Raw genomic sequence first — 18,897 nt, forward strand, 5'->3', positions numbered from 1 at the left:
AGCGGCTCTCAGGAGCGAATCCCCTGGCGGAGAGCGGCTAGTTCCTCGGCGCGCGGATTGTCGACCGTGGACGATGCGGGGTGGTCGAAGATGCGGACGTTCTTCTCTGCCGGAGTGAATGCCGACCAACCCGTGCTGCCGTCGGTGGCGAAAGAGACCCAGGCCGCGTGGATTTCGTCGGCGAGCGGCTGCGGCGGGGTCGGCCCGGTGAGGGTGTGGGCGTTGTCCACGGCGTCGAAGACGAACGGGACTTCCAGTACGTGGCAGGCGCCGAGACCGGGCAGTGTTGTGGGCCAAGCGAATTCGTAGACGTAGGTCGTCACGGTAGCGGCATTGGTTTCGGCGAGGTCCATGGTGCCCGCGCGGAAGCACCAGTCGGTGAGGATCGCGTTGAAGATCTCGTCCGGTGCGGCATCGGGGCGTTGCCGGATATAGGTGTGTGCCACCGACGGATCGATGCCGTAGCGGGCCAGTACGAACGGCAAGCTGTCGGCATCGATGCCCGCGGTGATCCCGGTGGGTACCGTGAAGAAGCGGAATTCGTCGGCGGTGGTGCCTGCGACGAGCGGGACCCGGCGCTGCGGGTTTGCCGCGAGTACCTCGGTGGGGGTGCCCTCGACGACATCGCCGTCGACCACCGGGAACAGGCTCATGATGCCGAGGCCGCGCTCGACCACCGAGGTGCCCCACCGCTGCGGGTCGGGGTCGGTCATCAGCGCGAGCGCGACGGCGTTCTGCGCCGAGCACAACTCGGCCGGACCGAGTGCGCCGAAATCCGCCGCGGTAGGTGTGATTCCGAGGTGTTCGGCCAGTGCGGCCGAGACCAGGCGTGCGTCGTCGGTCTCGGCGGCGACCGATCCGTTGCCGCTCTGCACGATCGCCCGGCGGAACAGTCCGGCCGACGGCGGCGCCGCCATCAGCGCGGCCACGCTCATGCCGCCCGCGGACTCGCCGAAGATCGTCACATTGTCCGGGTCGCCACCGAACGCGGCGATGTTCTCGCGCACCCACCGCAGCGCGCAGAGCTGGTCGTGCAGCCCACGATTCGACGGTGCGCCGTCGAGCACCGCGAACCCGGAGATGCCCAGGCGGTAGTTGATCGACACCATCACCACGCCGTCGCGCGCGAATGCCGTGCCGTCGTAGATCGCGCGCGCGTTGGACCCGCGCACGAACGCGCCGCCGTGGATCCACACCAGCACCGGCAGGCCCGACCCGCCGACCTCGGGCGTCCAGACGTTCAGGTTGAGGTAGTCGTCGCCGGGGATGCCGTCGCTGCCGATCAGGGCGTGGATCGGCGCGGGATACGGCGACTGCGCACACGTCGCGCCCATACAGGTCGCCTCGCGTACACCCTCCCAGGGCCGCACCGGCTCGGGCAACCGGAACCGGCGCGCCCCTACCGGCGCCGCCGCGTACGGCACGCCGAGGAATCGCGTGACACCGCCTTCGGTCGTGCCGCGAATCGCGCCGCCGGTGACCCTGACGATCGGTTCCATCGGTCCTCCTCACAATCAGGACCCGATTATGGACGCACGTCCTGTTCGGTGCGGCGTTATCGACAAGGGTCTCGGGGTGAACCCTGATCTCTACCCGGATATCGGCGCTGACCTGGTGATTTCTCATGAACGGACTGGCAGCATCGAAGGTGTCGATCGCGGCTGTGCGGTCGCGGACACCGAGGAGTCATATCATGGTTTTCAAGGTCATCGGCATCGTCGTCGTCGCGGTCATCGCGTTCTGGATCATCGGGGCGATCCTCGAGGCGGTGCTGCCGCTGCTGGTGCTCGCCGCGATCGGCACCGGGCTGTACCTGCTGTACAAGGCGGTGACGGGGTCGGGAGACAAGATGCCGCTCAGCAAGATCTAGCCCCTAGCATGGGCGGGGTGGAAGAACTACCCGAGGACTGGCAGCGCGGACTGGTGATCGTCGCGCATCCCGACGACATCGAATACGGTGCCGCCGCGGCCGTCGCGCGATGGACGAAGCAGGGCAAGGACATTCGCTATCTGCTCGTCACCCGAGGGGAAGCCGGGATCGCGGGCGTTCCCCCCGCACAGGCCGCGCCGTTGCGGGAGGCCGAGGAGATCGCGGGCGCACGGGAAGTGGGCGTACACACCGTCGAATTCCTCGACTACCCCGACGGGCGCATCGAGGAGGGCCTGCCGCTGCGGCGCGACCTGGCCGCCGCGATCCGCAGGCACCGTCCCGAGATGGTCGTGCTGTTCAATTTCGGCGACACCTGGGCGCCCGGCTTCGTCAACAGCGCCGATCACCGGGCCGTCGGCCGCTCGGCGCTGGACGCGATCTCCGACGCGGGCAACGAATGGATCTTCCCCGAGATCGCCGATCTCGCACCGTGGTCGGCGCGTTGGGCCGCCGTCGTCGGGCCCGTCGCCACCCACGCGGTGGACGTGAGCGCGCACCTGGACCAGGCCCGCGCGTCGTTGGCCGCGCACCGGCGCTATCTGCAGGCGCTCAGCTCGGTTCCGGTCGAGGAACAGGTGAACGAGATCGTCACCATGGCGACCGGCCCCAAAGCAGGTTTCGCCGCCGCGCACGCGGTCGGCTTCGAGTTGTTCACCTTCGGCTGAGGGGTCCCGACCGGCGCGCTGCCGTCGAAGGGTCGTCCTGCTGTTCTCGACAATGCCTGTCCGCGAGCGCGTTTCGAACGGGAATGGAGCGGTCCGGTCGGCGCTGCCTGCGGATATGGCAGGCTGAGACACATGCGAGTAGCCGTGGTGGCCGGGCCCGATCCAGGGCATGCGTTTCCCGCGATCGCGCTGTGTCTGCGACTGCGGGACGCGGGAGACGAGCCGGTGCTGTTCACCGGCCCGAGATGGTTGGACGCGGCCAGAGCCGCGGGCATCGGGGTGCGCAAACTCCGAGGTCTCGCGCCGCGTCCGGCCGACGACGACGCCGACGCGGGCGCCCGTATCCACGAACGCGCCGCCTACATCGCCACCGAGAATCTGCCAGAACTCAGCGCGATGCTGCCCGACCTGATCGTGTCCGACGTGCTCACCGCCGGTGGCGGTCTGGCCGCCGAACGCCTCGGCGTGCCCTGGCTCGAACTGTCTCCGCACCCGCTGTACCTGCCGTCGAAAGGGCTCCCGCCGGTGGGCAGCGGCCTGGCACCGGGCGAAGGGGTGCGTGGGCGCCTGCGCGACAGCGTGCTGCGCACCATGACCGCGCGCGCGGTCCGCACCGGCGAACGGCAGCGTGCGACGGCCCGGGTGGGTATCGGGCTGCCCGCCGACGATCCCGGTCCCGCCGCCCGCCTCATCGCCACCCTGCCCGCCCTCGAGGTGCCGCGCCCCGACTGGCCCGCCGACACCCACGTCGTCGGCCCGCTGCTGTGGGAACCCACCGACGCCGTGCTCGACCTGCCGCCCGGTGACGAACCGCTCGTGATGGTCGCCCCGTCCACCGCGCACACCGGGGTGGCGGGGATGGCCGAAACCGTGCTCGACGGCCTGGCCGGACTCGGTGTGCGCGCGGCGGTTTCGATGCTCGACACGCCGCCCGCCGACCTGCCCGGCTGGGCGACGGCGGGATTGGGCCGTCAGGACGAACTGCTCACCCACGCCTCGGTGGTCGTCGGTGGCGGCGGACACGGCTTGCTGGCGAAATCCCTGGCCGCCGGGGTGCCCGTGGTGACCGTCCCCGGCGGCGGCGACCAGTGGGAACTGGCCAATCGTGCGGTGCGCCAGGGCAGTTCGCTGCTCGTCCGGCCGCTCACCCCGGACGCCGTCGGCGCGGCCGTGCGGCAGGTGCTCGACGACAAGGCCTTCACCGCCGCCGCCCGCCGCGCGGCCGACGGGCTCGAGCAGGTGGAGGACCCGGTGCGGATCTGTCACCGGGTGATGCACCGCTGACGGACGAGTATCTTGGGCAGGGTGCGGTTGACCGAGTTCCACGAACTGATGCACACCGAGTTCGGCGCGGCGCGCGCCGACGCCATGCTGGCCGATCACGTCATCCCGGCGTTCGGGACGAGCGGTGCGGCCGCGATCGAGGCGGGCGTCGACCCCCGCGAGGTGTGGCGAGCGCTGTGTGCCGACTTCGACGTCCCCAGAAACCGGTGGTGACCAGGCCATGTCCGTGACAGCGCAGAATTCGTCGGCACGTCCGTACCGGTTCGACGAACGGTTGCGGATGATCCCGGTCGACGCCGAATCCCTCGCCGCTCGCGTCGCAGCCGCCGATCCGCACGACTTCGGTGGGCTGCGTCGGCTCGGCATCGCACTGATGCTGCTCGGCCGGTACGCCGAGGCGCTGGACCGGCTGGACCAGGCCCTCGAGCTGGCCGACACCGAGCGCCGCCGCATCACCGTGTGGATCAACCTGGCCGATGTGTATCGCTATCAGGGCGAACCCGGCCGCGCCGAGATCCTGTACCGCCGTGCGCTCGACGCCAGCCGCGCCCTCGATCCCGACCTTGTTTCCTTCGCCGCCCACCACCTGGGTAAATCGCTGGCCGAACAGCACCGGCCCGAGGAGGCGCGCGAGCTGCTCCACGAGGCGATGCGGTTGCGGGTGGCCGACGGTGACTCCGAGCTGATCGAGTCGACCAGGGCGGCGCTCGACCACCTGGACGATCTGGCTCTGCCGCTGCCGCCCGAGGTGATCGCGCTGGTCGGACCGCTGGCCGACTGGTCCGACGAGCACGAGGGCCGCGGCGGCAACGTGCTGCGCGCGGGCGCGCACTGGATCAAACGCGGCCCACGCGCCGCCGCCGAACACGAGCGCCTGATCTGGTTGCGCGACAAGGGAATCACCGTGCCCGAGGTGGCGGCGTTCGCCGAGGACGTGTTGGTTCTCGCCGATGTCGTCGGCGGCTCGGTGTCGTCACAGGCACCCGATCCGGCCGTCGCCGGTGCGTTGCTCGGTTCGCTGCTGCGTGCCCTGCACGAGCTACCGGTCGCGGACTGCCCGTTCGACGCCGGTCTCGACATCAGTCTCGCCCGAGCACGCCGCAACGTGGTCGAGGGTTTCGTCGATGCCGACGACTTCGACCCCGACCACCGCGACCGCAGCCCGGCCGACCTGCTCGCGGAGCTGGTGCGGCGTCGTCCGGCGACCGAGGACCTCGTCGTCGCGCACGGCGACTTCACCCCGGGCAATGTGCTGGCCGGTGGTGTCCTCATCGACGTCGCCGAACTGGGTCGCGCCGACCGCTACCGCGACCTCGCGCTCGCCGAACGCGACCTGGGCGAGGACTTCGGCGCCGCCGCGGTGACGGCGTTCCGCGAGGCCTACGGCCTGACCGCACCCGACGCGGGCAAACTCGACTACTACCGCCTGCTCGACGAACTGTTCTGAACGCTCACCCGCTCTTGGCGTAGTGGCGGGCGGCCTTGGCCCGGTTGCCGCAGGTCGCCATGGAGTGCCAACGGCGGGTGCCGTTCTTGGACGTGTCGTAGAAGAACAACACGCAGTCGGGGTGGGCGCACTGGCGGATCCGCTGCGGCGCTTCGGCGATCAGGCGCAGCAGGTCGTCGGCGGCCAACCAGCCGGGGAGCCAGGCGGGGTCGGCCACGTCGGGGAGGTCGCGTGGTCCGTCGTCGGTGAGTTCGCGGCGGATGCGCCCGTGTTCGAGAACGCGATTGAGCGCGGTGTGGTCGGCGCGGGTGACCGTGTCGTGCACCGCGTCGCGCGCGGTGTGCAGCGCGGTGAGGGTGTGTTCGTCGACGGGTACCCGGTCGACCAGGTCGAGCAGGGTGAGCCAGGTGCGCAGCCCGTCGAGATCCGCGAGCAGATCGCCGGGTTCGGTGCCCGCCCATCGCGTGTTGAGCAGGTCGAGAGCAGGTGGTTCGCCGGTGTGCGGACGGGGATCGCGCATGTCTGAGGCTATCAACTCGCGCTCCTAACCAGCAAAAAGTATTTCAAGGGTTGACGCTGGGTGTTCGGTGGATCTATGTTCTAACTGTCGAAACAAACATCAGTGGTTACTCATTCCTGGAGGACTCATGACGGCCGTCGCCGCTCCCGTGCTCACCACCGGTCACGTCGGGCTCAATGTCACCGACCTGGACCGCTCCGCGACGTTCTACCGCCGAGGCCTCGGCTTCCAGGAACTCGGCCGCGGCGCCGACGGCGACCGCCGGTGGGCCTTCCTCGGTGTCGACGGCGTGCTGATGCTCACGCTGTGGCAGCAGAGCACCGGCGAATTCGCCACCGCCGCACCGGGTCTGCACCATCTCGCCTTCCAGGTGGCCGACGTCGACGCGGTGCGGCTCGTCGAGTCGGTGCTGCGGGAACTGGACGCCGAGTTCTTCCACGAGGGCGTGGTCGCCCACGGCGAGGGCGCGTCCTCGGGCGGGATCTTCTTCGCCGACCCCGACGGCATCCGGCTCGAGGTGTACGCCCCGACCGGCGCCGAAACCGCGCCTGCCCCCGCGGGTAATGCACCGACCTGCGGCTTCTTCTGAGGAGTCACCATGTTCCATCCGGGTGAGCTGGCGGTGCAGCGACGCTTCGGTCAGGCCGAGATCGCCGATCGGGTCGGGCGTTCGATCCGCACCGAGATCCCGGCCGTCGCCGCGGCCTTCCTCGCCGAGCAGCCGATGGTCGTCCTCGCGGCGGCCGACACGGCGGGACGGCTGTGGGCGAGCCCGCTCACCGGCCCCGCCGGATTCGTCGGGGCGATCGACGACACCTCCATCGACATCGCCGCCCGGCCCGAGGACGACGACCCGTTGGCCGAGGCGCTGACCGGCGACGTCGCGGTCGGGATGATCGCGCTGCAGGCGCCGCGGCGGCGCCGGATGCGCGTCAACGGGGCCGCGACGCCGCTGGTCGGTGGGATACGCATCACCACCGAGCAGGTCTACGCCAACTGCCCGAAGTACATCTCCCGCCGAGAGGTTCGTGCCGTGTCGACCGGGATCGCGGGCCCGGCGCGGCACAGCACGGCACTGACCGCCGACCAGGAAGCGATGATCGCCGCCGCCGACACGTTCTTCGTCGCGACCGCCGACGCCGACGGGCACGCCGATGCCTCCCATCGGGGCGGCAACCCCGGCTTCCTCGAGGTGCTGTCGCCGACCCGGCTGCGCTGGCCGGACTATCGCGGCAACTCGATGTTCATGACCCTGGGCAACCTCGCCGTGCAGCCGCGATGTGGGCTGCTGATCGCCGACTGGTCGACCGGTGCGCTGCTACAGCTGACCGGCCGGGCCGAATTGATCTGGGATACCGCAGAATTCACCGTCGGCGCGCAATGTGCCGTCGACTACACCGTCGAGCGGGTGATCGAACGCCCCGGCACGCTCGCGCTGCGCTGGGGTGCGCCCGAACTGTCACCGCACAACCCATGAAAGGTCATCTCATGCGACCACCGCTGCCGCCCTTCGATCTCGATTCCGCCCGCGCCAAGGTGCGCGCCGCCGAAAACGCCTGGAACACCCGGGATCCCGAGCGGGTCGCCGCCGCTTACACCGAGGATTCGGTGTGGCGCAACCGTGACGAGTTCTTCACCGGCCACGCCGCGATCGTGGAGTTCCTCACCGGCAAATGGGCCACCGAGAACGGCTACGCGCTGCGCAAGGACCTGTGGGCCTTCCACGACAACCGCATCGCCGTGCGCTTCCAGTACGAATGGCACGACGCCGCCGGGCAGTGGTGGCGCAGCTACGGCAACGAACAGTGGGAATTCGCGCCCGACGGCCGGATGGCACGCCGCGAGGCGAGCATCAACGATGTGCGCATCGAGGAATCGCAACGGCGGATCTTCGGGCCGCGCGCGGAGGGCGACGAATCGGTGCTGCCCCAGCACTGACGGCGGTCCTGGCGTGTTTGCGGGCGCGTCGCTTGACTCGAAAGAGTGTTCGACTAATCTTGGCGACAGAACTTGTCGGTGCCGCCCTCTACTGTGGGCGCCAACCAGAGAGACACTCACCTCGAGAAGGGGACCACATCATGGCACCGCAGGCCTACGATCGCGACAAAGCGCTGGAACTGGCGCTGGCCCAGGTGGAGAAGAGCTTCGGCAAGGGCGCCGTCATGCGCCTGGGCGAGGAGGCCCGCCAGCCCATCTCCGTCATCCCGACCGGCTCCATCTCCCTCGACGTCGCGCTCGGGATCGGCGGGTTGCCGCGCGGTCGCGTCGTCGAGATCTACGGCCCGGAATCCTCGGGTAAGACCACCGTCGCGCTGCACGCCGTGGCCAACGCCCAGGCCGCGGGCGGTGTCGCCGCCTTCATCGACGCCGAGCACGCGCTCGATCCCGAGTACGCCCGCAAGCTGGGTGTCGACACCGATGCACTGCTCGTCTCCCAGCCCGACACCGGTGAGCAGGCCCTCGAGATCGCCGACATGCTCGTGCGCTCGGGCGCCATCGACATCATCGTCATCGACTCGGTCGCGGCCCTGGTGCCCCGTGCCGAGATCGAGGGCGAGATGGGCGACAGCCACGTCGGCCTGCAGGCCCGCCTGATGAGCCAGGCGCTGCGCAAGATGACCGGTGCGCTGAGCACCTCGGGCACCACCGCCATCTTCATCAACCAGCTGCGCGAGAAGATCGGCGTGATGTTCGGTTCGCCCGAGACCACCACCGGTGGTAAGGCGCTCAAGTTCTACGCCTCGGTGCGCCTGGACGTGCGCCGCATCGAAACCCTCAAGGACGGCAGCGACGCGGTCGGCAACCGCACCCGCGTGAAGGTCGTCAAGAACAAGGTGAGCCCGCCGTTCAAGCAGGCCGAGTTCGACATCCTCTACGGGCAGGGCATCTCCAAGGAGGGCTCGCTCATCGACATGGGTGTCGAGCACGGCTTCATCCGCAAGTCCGGCTCCTGGTACACCTACGAGGGCGACCAGCTGGGCCAGGGCAAGGAGAACGCCCGCAAGTTCCTGCTGGAGAACACCGATGTGCGCGACGAGATCGAGAAGAAGATCAAGGAAAAGCTCGGCATCGGCGCGGATCTGACCGCCGAGGCCGACGCGCCCGCCGACTTCTGAGCCGATGCGCCCGCCGAACCCCGGCCGCGCGCGCCGCGACTCGACCGATCCGGTCGAGGACATGCGACGTCAGCTGGCTCGCCTCGGTATCGAGGTGTCACCGCGGCCGCTGACGTCCGAGGTGCCGCACGCGCCGGGGTCGGCAACCGAACTCGCCCCGGCGGCTCGTGCCGAACGAGCCGCCTCGGGTGCGAAGGGAATTCGGTCGGGTGCGGGCGATCCGCAGCGCGCGCACCCGACCGGATTCACCGATGAACACAATCGGACCGATTCCGCCCCACGAACCGGTGTTGATCATGAAGAGTGGGGGAGCGGGGCGGCGACGCCCCGCCGCGCCCGGCGTTCTCGCCGATCCACGCGGCGCGACACAGACTCCCTGTCGACCGTCGTCGGTGGTGACGACGGGCGGCAGGTGGATCCGGTGGCGGCCGGATCCCCACCGGGAGAGCCCGAGAGGCGGGCCGGCACACGCCGGCTCGCCCCGGGTGACCGGCCCGGAGCCACGGTGGAACAAGCCAAGGACGCCTGCCTGCGATTGCTGGCCGTCCGGGCCCGCAGCCGCGCCGAACTGGAGAAACGGCTCGGCGAGAAGGGCTTCCGACTCGAGATCACCGCAGCGGCTATCGGCCGGCTCACCGAAGTGGGCCTCGTCGACGACAGCTCCTTCGCCGAACAGTGGGTACACGCCCGCCACACCTACTCCGGCAAAGGAAAGAAAGCCCTCCAGCGCGAGCTGCGCGACAAAGGGGTAGCCCCCACCGACGCCGAACAGGCCTTGTCGATGGTCTCCGACGACGCCGAACGCGCCCGCGCCACCGACCTGGTCCGCCGCAAACTGCGCACCCTGCCCCGAGAACTCGACCGCGACAAGGCGGTTCGCCGCCTGGTCGGCATGCTGGCCCGCCGGGGCTACGACCAGTCCACCGCCTTCGCTGTGGTCACCACGGAACTCGATGCCGCAGGTTTCGCCCGAATCTCGGCCACCGGCCCCGATTCCAGCGCGAACCACGACGGCACCGAGCAGTCCAGCACCGACGACGGGCCCGCCGGGCCCGACACTGCCCGAGGACTCTCCCGTGACACCGCCGCACTCGCACGCCGCACCCGTCCGGAGCCCGGCGACGACGAGGCAGCCGCCGACCTGGTCCGCCGCAAACTCCGCACCACACCACCCGACCTCGATCGAACCAAGCTCACCCGCCGACTCGTCGACATGCTCGCGCGCCGCGGCTACGACCCGTCCACCGCCTACGCCGTGGTGAAAGCGGAACTGGCCGAAGCGGGTCGATGAATCAGGACGGTCGACCGCGCGATCTGTCGGCCTGCTGCGGCTCTATCCTTCCAGCGCCTATGCCGTGGTGAATGCGGCACCGGCCACAGCGGGTCGGCGGCTCGTCCTGACTGACCGCTGAGCCCACTTCCGCGTGGTTCTTCATGCGCTGGCGTTGGCTGGCCATCGAGCGCGAGCTGCGCATCGCGGCCTACGGGAGCCGGGGAGGTTCCAGGAGCGGTGGCAGGTGGGGGCAGCGGGCGGGGTCGTCGTCCTGGTAGGTCGTTGTGGAAGATCGGCGTCGGTTCGTCAGAACGGTGAGATGTGGACAGTTGTACCGGCCCGCCATGCTCGAACCGGCCGTACCCGGGCTGCGAGTGAGCGCGTCGAAGCGACTGCCCGACGCTCGGTCGGCGTCGTGGTGAAAGCGGCTGTGCCGAGCCCGGTCGCTGAGCCGACGGCGGTGACCGGACGCGAGGTGCCTTCGCGTACGAATCCGAACCGGCGAAGAGAGCGAACATCCGCACCGTTCACGTCGTGGGCGACCAGTTCCACGAACCGACAGGGTGCGTTTGAGAGCACTGAGCTCGAGCCAGGATTCGGAGATGGTCTGGAATCCCTTGGTGGAAGTGAAGTCGGCCGAAGCTGGTCGGTGAGTCGGTGAGTCGGTGAGTCGGTGCGCGGCGTTGCCGGGCTCAGGTTCGCACGGTGCGCGGTGAACAGCGGGCTGGGATCGGGAAGCCGGAACTACCACGGGTGTCGGAGTGGGGCGTTAGCATGAGGCGGAAGTGAAACACGGTTCCGCGCAGGTGGATTCGGGTTCTCAGGGGTCGTGGGTGCGGGGAGGATAGTTTCACTCGGGTTGTGGGTGGGCATCTTGGGGCAGGGCCTGTTGGGCCGCCGGACGATGGGGAGGTGGGGATCCTGGACGCACTGTGGTCGTTCGTGGTGAACCGGCGTGAGCAATTGCTGGTCGATTCGTACTTGCATGTGTCGGCGGTGGTGCAGTCGTTGCTGCTGGCGACGGTGATCGCGGTGTTGGTCGGGATCGCGGTGTATCGCAGTCCGCTCGGCTCGGCGGCGGCGACCGCGACGGCGGGCGCGATTCTCACCGTGCCGTCGTTCGCGCTGCTCGGGCTGCTGATCCCGTTCCTCGGGCTCGGCGTGGCCCCGACCATCGTCGCGCTGGTGCTCTACGCGCTGCTGCCGATTCTGCGCAACACCGTGCTCGGGTTGTCCACCGTCGACCCGGCCGCCGTCGATGCCGCACGCGGCGTGGGAATGGGCCGGTGGCAGTTGCTCACCCGGATCGAACTGCCGCTGGCCTGGCCGTCGATCCTCACCGGGATGCGAGTGAGTGCCCAGATGATCATGGGCATCCTCGCGCTCGCGGCCTACGCGAAGGGCCCGGGGCTCGGCAACCTGATCTTCTCCGGGCTCGCCCGTCTCGGCAGTCCCAACGCGGTGCCGCAGGCGCTCACCGGCACCATCCTCATCGTCGTGCTCGCACTGGCGCTCGACGGCGTCCTGGTTCTGCTCGGACGGTTCACCATCTCGAGGGGTATTCGTGACTGACACCAGCACCGCCGAAACCGGCGCCGCCACTGCCGTTTCCGGGGTGGAGATCGTCTTGGACCGGGTGACCAAACGGTATTCGGAGCAGCCGGACCCCGCGGTCGAAGAGGTGAGCATGACGATCCCCGCCGGGGAGATCGTCGTGCTCGTCGGCCCGTCCGGCTGCGGCAAGACCACCACCATGCGGATGATCAACCGCCTCATCGAGCCGACCTCGGGCACCATCACCATCGGCGGCCGCGACGCGCTCGCCATCGACGCCGACGAATTGCGCCGTGGCATCGGCTATTCCATCCAGCAGGCCGGGTTGTTCCCGCACATGACCGTCGCCAAGAACATCGCGACCGTGCCCGGCCTGCTCGGCTGGGACCGGCGCCGCGTCGCCACCCGCACCGACGAGATGCTCGCCCTCGTCGGCCTCGCCCCCGATACCTACCGCGACCGCTATCCGCGGCAGCTCTCCGGCGGTCAGCAGCAGCGCGTCGGAGTCGCACGGGCATTGGCGGCCGACCCGCCGGTGCTGCTGATGGACGAACCGTTCGGCGCCGTCGATCCCATCACCCGCGCCCTGCTGCAGGACGAATTGCTGCGCCTGCAGGGCGACCTCGGCAAGACCATCGTGTTCGTCACCCACGATTTCGGTGAGGCGGTGAAGCTGGGCGACCGCATCGCGGTGCTCGGCGACCGCTCCCGCATCCTGCAGTACGACACCCCCGCCGCGATCCTGGCCGCCCCCGCCGACGACACGGTCGCAGGCTTCGTCGGCGCCACCGCCACCATCGACCGCCTCGGCCTCGCGATCCTCGCCGACCTCGACCTCGACCAGGGCGTCGCCGTCACCGACGACACCGATCCCGCGTCGCTGACCACCGCATTGCACGAGGCGAACCGCTCCTGGGCCGTCGTCCTCGATCCACACCGCCGCCCGGTGCGCCGGGTGACCAGAGACGAACTGGCACAAGCGGATTCCCTCACCACCGCAGGCACCCCCATCGGCGCGACCCTCCCCGCCGCCGCCACCCTGCAGGACGCCCTCGCCGCCCTCCTCACCGAACGCACCGCCTCGGCCATCGTTCTCGACGCCACCGGCGGCTACGCGGGCATCGTCACGGTCGACACCCTCATAGACCACCTGGCCACGTCGACAAAGGCGACAGCATGATGCCCGCCCCGCACAATCCCGACCCCGGCCAGCCGACCACCTCCGCCACCGAACACACACCTGCGATACCTGCCGCACCGCGTGGAGTTGTTGTTCGGCCGGTAGCCGCGGCACCATACCGAGCCGCCGGGAAGCCCACAGCCGCAGCACCTGACAGGATGTCCGGACGGCGGATGGCCGCCGAACCGCATACGGCTTCTGCCCCGCACTCGGCTACCGCACCGAGTGGAGTCGCTGTTCGTCGCGCAGTCGCCACAGCGCACGGAGCTATCGAGAGGTGCGTGATTGCGGTGCCGCGCGGGGGTGCCGACCGGCACGCAGTCGCCGTGCCGCGTGGAGTCTCCGTTCAGTGCGTAGGCGTCACGACGCACGGAACCATGGAGCGGTGCGTGATTGCGGTGCCGCGTGGAGTTGCCGAGCGGCGCGCAGTCGCCGCAACGCACGAAGCTGCCGACCGGCACGCAGTCGCGGTGCCGCGTGGGGTCTCCGTTCGGTGCGTAGGCGTCACGACGCAAGGAACTGCGGAGCGGCGCGCGACTACGGTACCGACCGGGGTCTCCGAGCGGTGCGTGGTCGCCGCACGGACGGGCGCCGCGCCGCCCGCACCTCGCGGCGTCCGATCGACCCGAACTCTCGTCGCCGAACGGATGGGCTCATGGTGACCGCTACTCCGTCCACTCGTCCGGTCGTCGATCTCCCCGCCGCCACAGCTGCTCCGGCGACCCAGCGGCGGGCCGAACTGCTGCGATTGCTCGCGCAGCCGGTGATCGTGCTGATCTTGACCGTCGGGGTGTTGGTGTGGGCGTTTCGGCGTGACCTCACCACCATTCAGCAGGCCAGCATCAGCGTGGGCAATATCGCCGAGGTGACATGGCAGCACGTGCTCATCACGGCGGCGGTCGTCGCGATCGTCGTGGCGATCGCGGTGCCGCTCGGTACCCTGCTCACCCGGCGCCGATTCCACCGTCTCGCCCCGTTTTTCGTCGGCATCGCCAATATCGGGGCGGCGGCGCCCGCGATCGGGTTGATCGTGCTCTGCTATCTGCTCACCCGGACCACCGGGTTCTGGGTGGGGGTGGCGCCGATCGCGTTCTGTTCGTTGCTGCCGGTGTTGCGCAACACGATCCTCGGCTATCAGCAGGTGGATCCGGCGGTGGTCGACGCCGGTCGCGGCCAGGGCATGTCGGCGGTGCAGGTGTTGCGACGCATCGAGTTCCCGCTCGCCATTCCGTACATCCTCGCCGGGTTGCGCACCTCGCTGGTGCTGGCCGTCGGCACCGCGACGCTGTCGTTCATGGTGAGCGCGGGTGGACTCGGCATCCTCATCGACACCGGCTACAAACTGCGCGACACCGTCACCCTGACGGTGGGCGCGGTGCTCGCCGTGGCACTGGCCCTGTTCGTCGACTGGCTCGGCGCGCTGGCCGAACAGTTTCTCGGGCCGAGGGGGCTGCGGTGAACAAGAGCAGGTGGTTGCGCGGGCTGGTCCCGGTCCTCGCGGTGGTGCTCGCCGGATGCGGGCTGCAATCGGGCGGTTCGGTGCCGCTGCCGGTGGGACCGGGCAGCATCACCCCGGTCCCCGAACTCGACGGAGTCGCGGTGACGGTGGGGTCCAAGGACTTCACCGAGGCCAACATCCTCGGCTACCTCATCGAATTCGCCCTCACCGCCGCTGGCGCGAACGTGCGTGACCTGACCAACATCCAGGGCTCCAACAGCTTGCGCGACGCGCAACTCAACGGCCAGATCGACATCGCCTACGACTACACCGGCACCGGCTGGATCAACTACCTCGGCAACGAGACCCCCGAACCCGACGAACGCAAGCAGTTCGACCTCGTCCGCGACGCCGACCGCGCCGAGCACGACATGGTGTGGGCGGCGATGGCACCGATGAACAACACCTACGCCCTGGTCACCAGCAGGCGCACCGCCGAGGAGACCGGGGTGCGCACCCTGTCGGACTACGCGAAACTGCTCGCCGCCGACCCGGCCGCGGCCGCCACCTGTGTGGGCACCGAGTTCAACGTCCGCCCCGACGGCTACCCCGGCCTGGCCCAGAAATACGGCATCGACGCGGGCACGGCGCAGAAACAGATCGTGCAGGACGCCCTGGTCTACCAGGCGACCGCCGACGCGAAACAATGCCGCTTCGGCTCCGTCGCCGCCACCGACGGCCGTATACCGGCCCTGGACCTGGTGTTGCTCGAAGACGACAAGGGTTTCTTCCCCAAGTACAACGCGGCCCTGGTGATGCACGGTCCCTTCGCCGACGCCAACCCCCGCGTGGTCGACCTCATGGCCCCGATCTCGGCCCGGCTCACCAACGAGGTCATCACCGAACTCAACCGCCAGGTCGACATCGACGGCCGCGAACCCGCCGACGTCGCCCGCGACTGGATGATCGCCGAAGGCCTCGTCACCGCGGGCTGACCGACCTCGCGCCCACCTCCCCACGATGTCGACCATCCGGGCCATGATGGACGGTGGACACACCGGCACACCGACATCGCTGGGAGGACACGCATGACCATCGCATTCCGCAAGGTGACAGTTCTGGGAACCGGCGTCCTCGGTTCCCAGATCGCGTTCCAGACCGCTTTCCACGGCTTCGACGTGACGTCCTACGACATCGACGACAAGGCGATCACCGCCGCCCGCACCCGGTTCGACGAGTTGGCGAAGATCTACCAGGGGGAGGTGCCCGGCGCCGACACCGCCGCGACCGAGGCGGCGGCCGCGGGCATCACCCTGACCACCGACCTGGCCGCCTCGGTCGCCGATGCCGATCTCGTGATCGAGGCGGTGCCCGAGGTGCTGTCCATCAAGCGTGACCTGTACACGAAGCTGGGCACCCTCGCGCCGGAACGCACGGTCTTCGCGACCAACTCCTCGACGCTGCTGCCCAGTGACATGGCCGGGTTCACCGGGCGCGCTGATCGTTTCCTCGCCCTGCACTTCGCCAACCACGTCTGGAAGTTCAACACCGCCGAGGTGATGGGCACACCGGACACCGACCCGGACGTGTTCGCCTCGGTGGTGGCGTTCGCCTCCGCCATCGGCATGGTGCCCATCGAAGTGCACAAGGAGAAAGCGGGATACGTCCTCAATTCCCTGCTCGTACCGTTCCTCAACGCCGGAATGGGCTTGGTCGCGGGCGGTTACGCCGAACCGAAGGCCGTCGACGAGACCTGGCGCATCGGTACCGGCGCACCGATGGGCCCGATGCAGATCCTCGACGTCGTCGGTCTCACCACGCCCTACAACATCCTGGCCAACGGCGGCCCGCAGGAGCAGAAGCTCGCCGAATGGCTGAAGGAGAACTACATCGACCAGGGCAAGCTCGGCCTGTCGACCGGTGAGGGCTTCTACCGATACACCGAATGACACGAGCGGGCCCGGTCCATGGGACCGGGCCCGCTCGGTGCAGGGCTCACTTCTTGGTGATGTCCACGCCGGGCGCGGCGTCGGTGACGACTGAGTCGGCCGCCAGCACCGCACCGCCGCCCCGCTTGCGCCGCGACCGCAGCCGCTTCTCCAACCGGGTCGCCAGGAACGACAGCGCGATATTGAGCGAGATCATGATGATCGCGACCACCATCAGGGCGGGGATCGTGTTCATCTGCGCCGCGCCCTCCTGCTGACCGGAGCGCACCAGTTCCACATAGGTGATCTGGTAGCCGAGCGCGGTGTCCTTGAGGACGACGACCATCTGCGAGACCAGGGCGGGCAGCATCGCGGTGATCGCCTGCGGCAGCAGCACCAGCCGCATGAGCTGGGACTTGCGCATACCGAGCGCGACGGCGGCCTCGGACTGCCCCTTGGGCAGAGACCGGATACCGGCCCGCACGATCTCGGCGATCACCGACGCGTTGTAGATGGTCAGGGCGATGACCACTGCGGCAAGGGCGAGCTGATCGACCGGGAACACCTTGTAGTCGCCGAACACGGCGAACAGGAAGATCATCAGGATCAGCACCGGAATGGCCCGGGCCAGTTCGACGATCGTGCCCGCGACCCAGCGCACCCACGCGTGATCCGACAGGCGGAGAATGCCGAAGGTCATGCCGAAGATCAGCGCGCCGACGATCGAGAGCGCCGCCGCGGTGAGCGTGCCCTGCAGACCCGGCAGCAGGTAGGTTTCCCAGACCTCGGCCTCGAGGAACGGCTTCCACTTCTCGGCCGCGAACTGCCCCTGCCGCTGGAAGGCCAGGAACATCCACACCGCGATCGCGACGAACGCCGCGGCTACCAGGACCGAGTAGATCCAGTGCCGCACCCGGGCTTTGGGGCCGGGTGCGTCGAACAGAACCGACGCGCCTGCGCTCACCGGACCACCTCGAATCGCTTGGCCAGCCAGCCGAAGAACAGGCCGGTCGGCAGGGTGAGGACGACGAAGCCGAGCGCGAAGATCGCACCGATGGCGAGCACGGCCGCTTCGTTCTCGTTCATCTCGCTCATCAGGAACGCGGCCTCACCGACGCCGATCACCGAGGCGATGGTCGAGTTCTTGGTGAGCGCGATCAGCACGCTGCCCAACGGGGCGATGACCGCCCGGAAGGCCTGTGGCAAGACGATCAGGCGCAGGTTCTGGGCGAACCCGAAACCCAGCGAGCGGCCCGCCTCGGACTGGCCGATGTGGACCGTGTTGATGCCCGCCCGCAGCGACTCGCAGACGAAAGCCGCGGTGTAGACGCTCAATCCGATGATCGCCCACCAGTAGTTGTTGTCCTTGATCGAATCACCGGCCAGCTCCCAGTGCAGCGTGGTGTAGAGGCCGAGCGAGCAGAACACGATGATCAGCGTCAAGGGGGTGTTGCGGAAGATCGACACGTAGGCGGTGCCGACCCACCGGGCGACGGGGATCGGGGACACACGCATTCCGGCGACGAGGGTGCCGAGGAGCAGGGCGCCGATCGCCGAGAAGAACGTCAGCTTGATGGTCACCCAGAAGGCATCGAGGATTCGGGAGTCATACTCCGAGATCAGGTCGAACACGGACGCGCGTCCTCCGATCGGTGAGAAAGGCCAGCAGGACAGACACCGTCGCGGTGGCGCACGGCCACCGCGACGGTGTACGGGATCAGTAGCGGTCGACCTTCGGCGGCTCGGGGACCTTGAAACCGGTGCCGGGGAAGGACTTCTCCAGCGCGGCCTTCCAGGAACCGTCGGCGATCATCGCCTCGATCGCGTCGTTGATCTTGGTGCGGGCCTCGCTGTCGCCCTTCTTCAGGCCGATGCCGTACTTCTCGGTGGTGAAGGTCTTGCCGACCAGCTTGTAGGTGCCAGGTGCCTGCGCGGCGTAACCGGCCAGGATCACGTCGTCGGTGGTCATCGCGTCGATGGCACCGCCACGCAGACCCTCGAGGCACAGCGAGTAGGTGTCGTAGGTCTGCAGCTGGGCCTGCGGGTAGTTCTTCTCGATGTTCTGCGCCGGGGTGGAACCCTTCACCGAGCAGACCTTCTTGCCCGCGAGCGAGTCGGGGCCGGTGATGGAGGTGTTGTCGGCACGCACCAGCAGGTCCTGGCCCGCCACGTAGTACGGGCCCGCGAAGTCGACCTTCTCCTTGCGCTTGTCGTTGATCGAGTAGGTGGCGACGATGAAGTCGACCTGACCGTTCTCGATCATCGTCTCGCGCTGCGCCGACGGGGTTTCCTTGAACGTGATGGCCTCGGGCTTCACACCCAGCTTGTCGGCGACGTACTTGGCCACCTCGACATCGAAGCCGCTGTAGCTGCCGTCGGTGTTGCGCAGACCGAGACCCGGCTGGTCGAACTTGATGCCGATGGTCAGCTTGCCTTCTTTGGCGTGGTCGAGGGCGCTGCCCCCGTCACCACCGCCGCAGGCCGCGGTCACAGTGGCGGCGAGAGCCAGCGCCACGGCACCGATGCCGACGCGCACCGCACGATTGATCCTCATCGAGTTTC

General features: G+C 68.9%; 20 protein-coding genes. 15 read left to right on the top strand and 5 right to left on the bottom strand.

Features of this window, described 5'->3' with window-relative positions; all coding sequences use genetic code 11:
- Nucleotides 1–8: 8 nt before the first annotated feature.
- Complete coding sequence (locus NC7_RS07675) at nt 9–1,499, bottom strand: carboxylesterase/lipase family protein (RefSeq protein WP_067980776.1); 1,491 nt, start codon at nt 1,497–1,499, stop codon at nt 9–11.
- Between the two features lie 194 nt (nt 1,500–1,693).
- On the opposite strand from NC7_RS07675, the gene NC7_RS29505 reads away from it, so the two are divergent.
- From NC7_RS29505 to NC7_RS07700, 5 genes are all read left to right on the top strand, one after another.
- Complete coding sequence (locus tag NC7_RS29505) at nt 1,694–1,870, top strand: hypothetical protein (protein ID WP_167352411.1); 177 nt, start codon at nt 1,694–1,696, stop codon at nt 1,868–1,870.
- Between the two features lie 17 nt (nt 1,871–1,887).
- A complete protein-coding gene (locus NC7_RS07685) occupies nt 1,888–2,595 on the top strand; it encodes a PIG-L deacetylase family protein (RefSeq protein WP_067981256.1) in 708 nt (235 codons plus the stop codon).
- 132 nt (nt 2,596–2,727) lie between these two features.
- Nucleotides 2,728–3,879, top strand: a complete 1,152-nt coding sequence (locus NC7_RS07690) for a glycosyltransferase (protein ID WP_067980780.1) — start codon at nt 2,728–2,730, stop codon at nt 3,877–3,879.
- 21 nt (nt 3,880–3,900) lie between these two features.
- Nucleotides 3,901–4,092 (top strand): DUF3046 domain-containing protein, encoded by a 192-nt coding sequence (locus NC7_RS07695; RefSeq protein WP_067980782.1) that lies wholly within the window; start codon nt 3,901–3,903, stop codon nt 4,090–4,092.
- Between the two features lie 7 nt (nt 4,093–4,099).
- On the top strand, nt 4,100–5,326 hold the full coding sequence (locus tag NC7_RS07700) for a phosphotransferase (RefSeq protein ID WP_067980783.1): 1,227 nt from the start codon (nt 4,100–4,102) through the stop codon (nt 5,324–5,326).
- Nucleotides 5,327–5,330: 4 nt separating this feature from the next.
- Here NC7_RS07700 and NC7_RS07705 read toward each other — a convergent pair whose 3' ends face one another.
- Nucleotides 5,331–5,846 (bottom strand): CGNR zinc finger domain-containing protein, encoded by a 516-nt coding sequence (locus tag NC7_RS07705; RefSeq protein ID WP_067980785.1) that lies wholly within the window; start codon nt 5,844–5,846, stop codon nt 5,331–5,333.
- A gap of 127 nt (nt 5,847–5,973) precedes the next feature.
- Here NC7_RS07705 and NC7_RS07710 point away from each other — a divergent pair, with 127 nt between their 5' ends.
- From NC7_RS07710 to NC7_RS07755, 10 genes are all read left to right on the top strand, one after another.
- A complete protein-coding gene (locus tag NC7_RS07710; protein ID WP_067980787.1) occupies nt 5,974–6,435 on the top strand; it encodes a VOC family protein in 462 nt (153 codons plus the stop codon).
- Nucleotides 6,436–6,444: 9 nt separating this feature from the next.
- On the top strand, nt 6,445–7,323 hold the full coding sequence (locus NC7_RS07715; RefSeq protein ID WP_067980788.1) for a pyridoxamine 5'-phosphate oxidase family protein: 879 nt from the start codon (nt 6,445–6,447) through the stop codon (nt 7,321–7,323).
- Between the two features lie 11 nt (nt 7,324–7,334).
- A complete protein-coding gene (locus tag NC7_RS07720; RefSeq protein ID WP_084458264.1) occupies nt 7,335–7,784 on the top strand; it encodes a nuclear transport factor 2 family protein in 450 nt (149 codons plus the stop codon).
- 140 nt (nt 7,785–7,924) lie between these two features.
- Nucleotides 7,925–8,962 carry a recombinase RecA gene (recA, locus tag NC7_RS07725; RefSeq protein WP_067980792.1) on the top strand — a complete coding sequence of 346 codons (1,038 nt, stop codon included), beginning with the start codon at nt 7,925–7,927 and terminating at the stop codon, nt 8,960–8,962.
- Between the two features lie 505 nt (nt 8,963–9,467).
- Nucleotides 9,468–10,253, top strand: coding sequence for a regulatory protein RecX (locus NC7_RS30485; RefSeq protein ID WP_373861230.1), 786 nt, complete (start codon nt 9,468–9,470; stop codon nt 10,251–10,253).
- 903 nt (nt 10,254–11,156) lie between these two features.
- Nucleotides 11,157–11,807, top strand: a complete 651-nt coding sequence (locus NC7_RS07735) for an ABC transporter permease (protein ID WP_067981257.1) — start codon at nt 11,157–11,159, stop codon at nt 11,805–11,807.
- Nucleotides 11,800–12,969 (top strand): ABC transporter ATP-binding protein, encoded by a 1,170-nt coding sequence (locus NC7_RS07740; protein WP_067980794.1) that lies wholly within the window; start codon nt 11,800–11,802, stop codon nt 12,967–12,969. The genes NC7_RS07735 and NC7_RS07740 overlap by 8 nt, the downstream gene beginning before the upstream one ends.
- A 655-nt stretch (nt 12,970–13,624) precedes the next feature.
- Nucleotides 13,625–14,428: an ABC transporter permease gene (locus NC7_RS07745; protein ID WP_067980796.1), complete on the top strand. Its 804-nt coding sequence runs from the start codon at nt 13,625–13,627 to the stop codon at nt 14,426–14,428.
- Nucleotides 14,425–15,402, top strand: coding sequence for a glycine betaine ABC transporter substrate-binding protein (locus tag NC7_RS07750; RefSeq protein ID WP_157101882.1), 978 nt, complete (start codon nt 14,425–14,427; stop codon nt 15,400–15,402). Before NC7_RS07745 ends, NC7_RS07750 begins: the two co-directional genes overlap by 4 nt.
- Nucleotides 15,403–15,495: 93 nt before the next feature.
- A complete protein-coding gene (locus tag NC7_RS07755; protein WP_067980797.1) occupies nt 15,496–16,356 on the top strand; it encodes a 3-hydroxyacyl-CoA dehydrogenase in 861 nt (286 codons plus the stop codon).
- A 46-nt stretch (nt 16,357–16,402) separates the two neighbouring features.
- On the opposite strand, the gene NC7_RS07760 is transcribed toward NC7_RS07755, so the two are convergent.
- The 3 genes from NC7_RS07760 to NC7_RS07770 all read right to left on the bottom strand — a co-directional run bounded on the left by NC7_RS07760 (nt 16,403) and on the right by NC7_RS07770 (nt 18,889).
- Complete coding sequence (locus NC7_RS07760; RefSeq protein WP_067980799.1) at nt 16,403–17,299, bottom strand: amino acid ABC transporter permease; 897 nt, start codon at nt 17,297–17,299, stop codon at nt 16,403–16,405.
- A complete protein-coding gene (locus NC7_RS07765) occupies nt 17,296–17,967 on the bottom strand; it encodes an amino acid ABC transporter permease (protein WP_067980801.1) in 672 nt (223 codons plus the stop codon). Before NC7_RS07765 ends, NC7_RS07760 begins: the two co-directional genes overlap by 4 nt.
- A gap of 85 nt (nt 17,968–18,052) precedes the next feature.
- Nucleotides 18,053–18,889, bottom strand: coding sequence for a glutamate ABC transporter substrate-binding protein (locus tag NC7_RS07770; protein ID WP_067980802.1), 837 nt, complete (start codon nt 18,887–18,889; stop codon nt 18,053–18,055).
- Nucleotides 18,890–18,897: the final 8 nt, after the last annotated feature.

The organism is Nocardia caishijiensis NBRC 108228 (genome assembly GCF_001612825.1).
Classification (GTDB): domain Bacteria; phylum Actinomycetota; class Actinomycetes; order Mycobacteriales; family Mycobacteriaceae; genus Nocardia; species Nocardia caishijiensis.

Excerpts from the sequence above, each read along its gene's own strand:
- NC7_RS07710 (WP_067980787.1), top strand. The coding sequence starts at position 5,974 with ATGACGGCCGTCGCCGCTCCCGTGCTCACCACCGGTCACGTCGGGCTC.
- NC7_RS07755 (WP_067980797.1), top strand. The coding sequence starts at position 15,496 with ATGACCATCGCATTCCGCAAGGTGACAGTTCTGGGAACCGGCGTCCTC.
- NC7_RS07705 (WP_067980785.1), bottom strand. The coding sequence starts at position 5,846 with ATGCGCGATCCCCGTCCGCACACCGGCGAACCACCTGCTCTCGACCTG.
- NC7_RS07770 (WP_067980802.1), bottom strand. The coding sequence starts at position 18,889 with ATGAGGATCAATCGTGCGGTGCGCGTCGGCATCGGTGCCGTGGCGCTG.
- NC7_RS07700 (WP_067980783.1), top strand. The coding sequence starts at position 4,100 with ATGTCCGTGACAGCGCAGAATTCGTCGGCACGTCCGTACCGGTTCGAC.
- NC7_RS07745 (WP_067980796.1), top strand. The coding sequence starts at position 13,625 with ATGGTGACCGCTACTCCGTCCACTCGTCCGGTCGTCGATCTCCCCGCC.
- NC7_RS07675 (WP_067980776.1), bottom strand. The coding sequence starts at position 1,499 with ATGGAACCGATCGTCAGGGTCACCGGCGGCGCGATTCGCGGCACGACC.
- NC7_RS07715 (WP_067980788.1), top strand. The coding sequence starts at position 6,445 with ATGTTCCATCCGGGTGAGCTGGCGGTGCAGCGACGCTTCGGTCAGGCC.
- recA (WP_067980792.1), top strand. The coding sequence starts at position 7,925 with ATGGCACCGCAGGCCTACGATCGCGACAAAGCGCTGGAACTGGCGCTG.
- NC7_RS07690 (WP_067980780.1), top strand. The coding sequence starts at position 2,728 with ATGCGAGTAGCCGTGGTGGCCGGGCCCGATCCAGGGCATGCGTTTCCC.
- NC7_RS29505 (WP_167352411.1), top strand. The coding sequence starts at position 1,694 with ATGGTTTTCAAGGTCATCGGCATCGTCGTCGTCGCGGTCATCGCGTTC.
- NC7_RS07720 (WP_084458264.1), top strand. The coding sequence starts at position 7,335 with ATGCGACCACCGCTGCCGCCCTTCGATCTCGATTCCGCCCGCGCCAAG.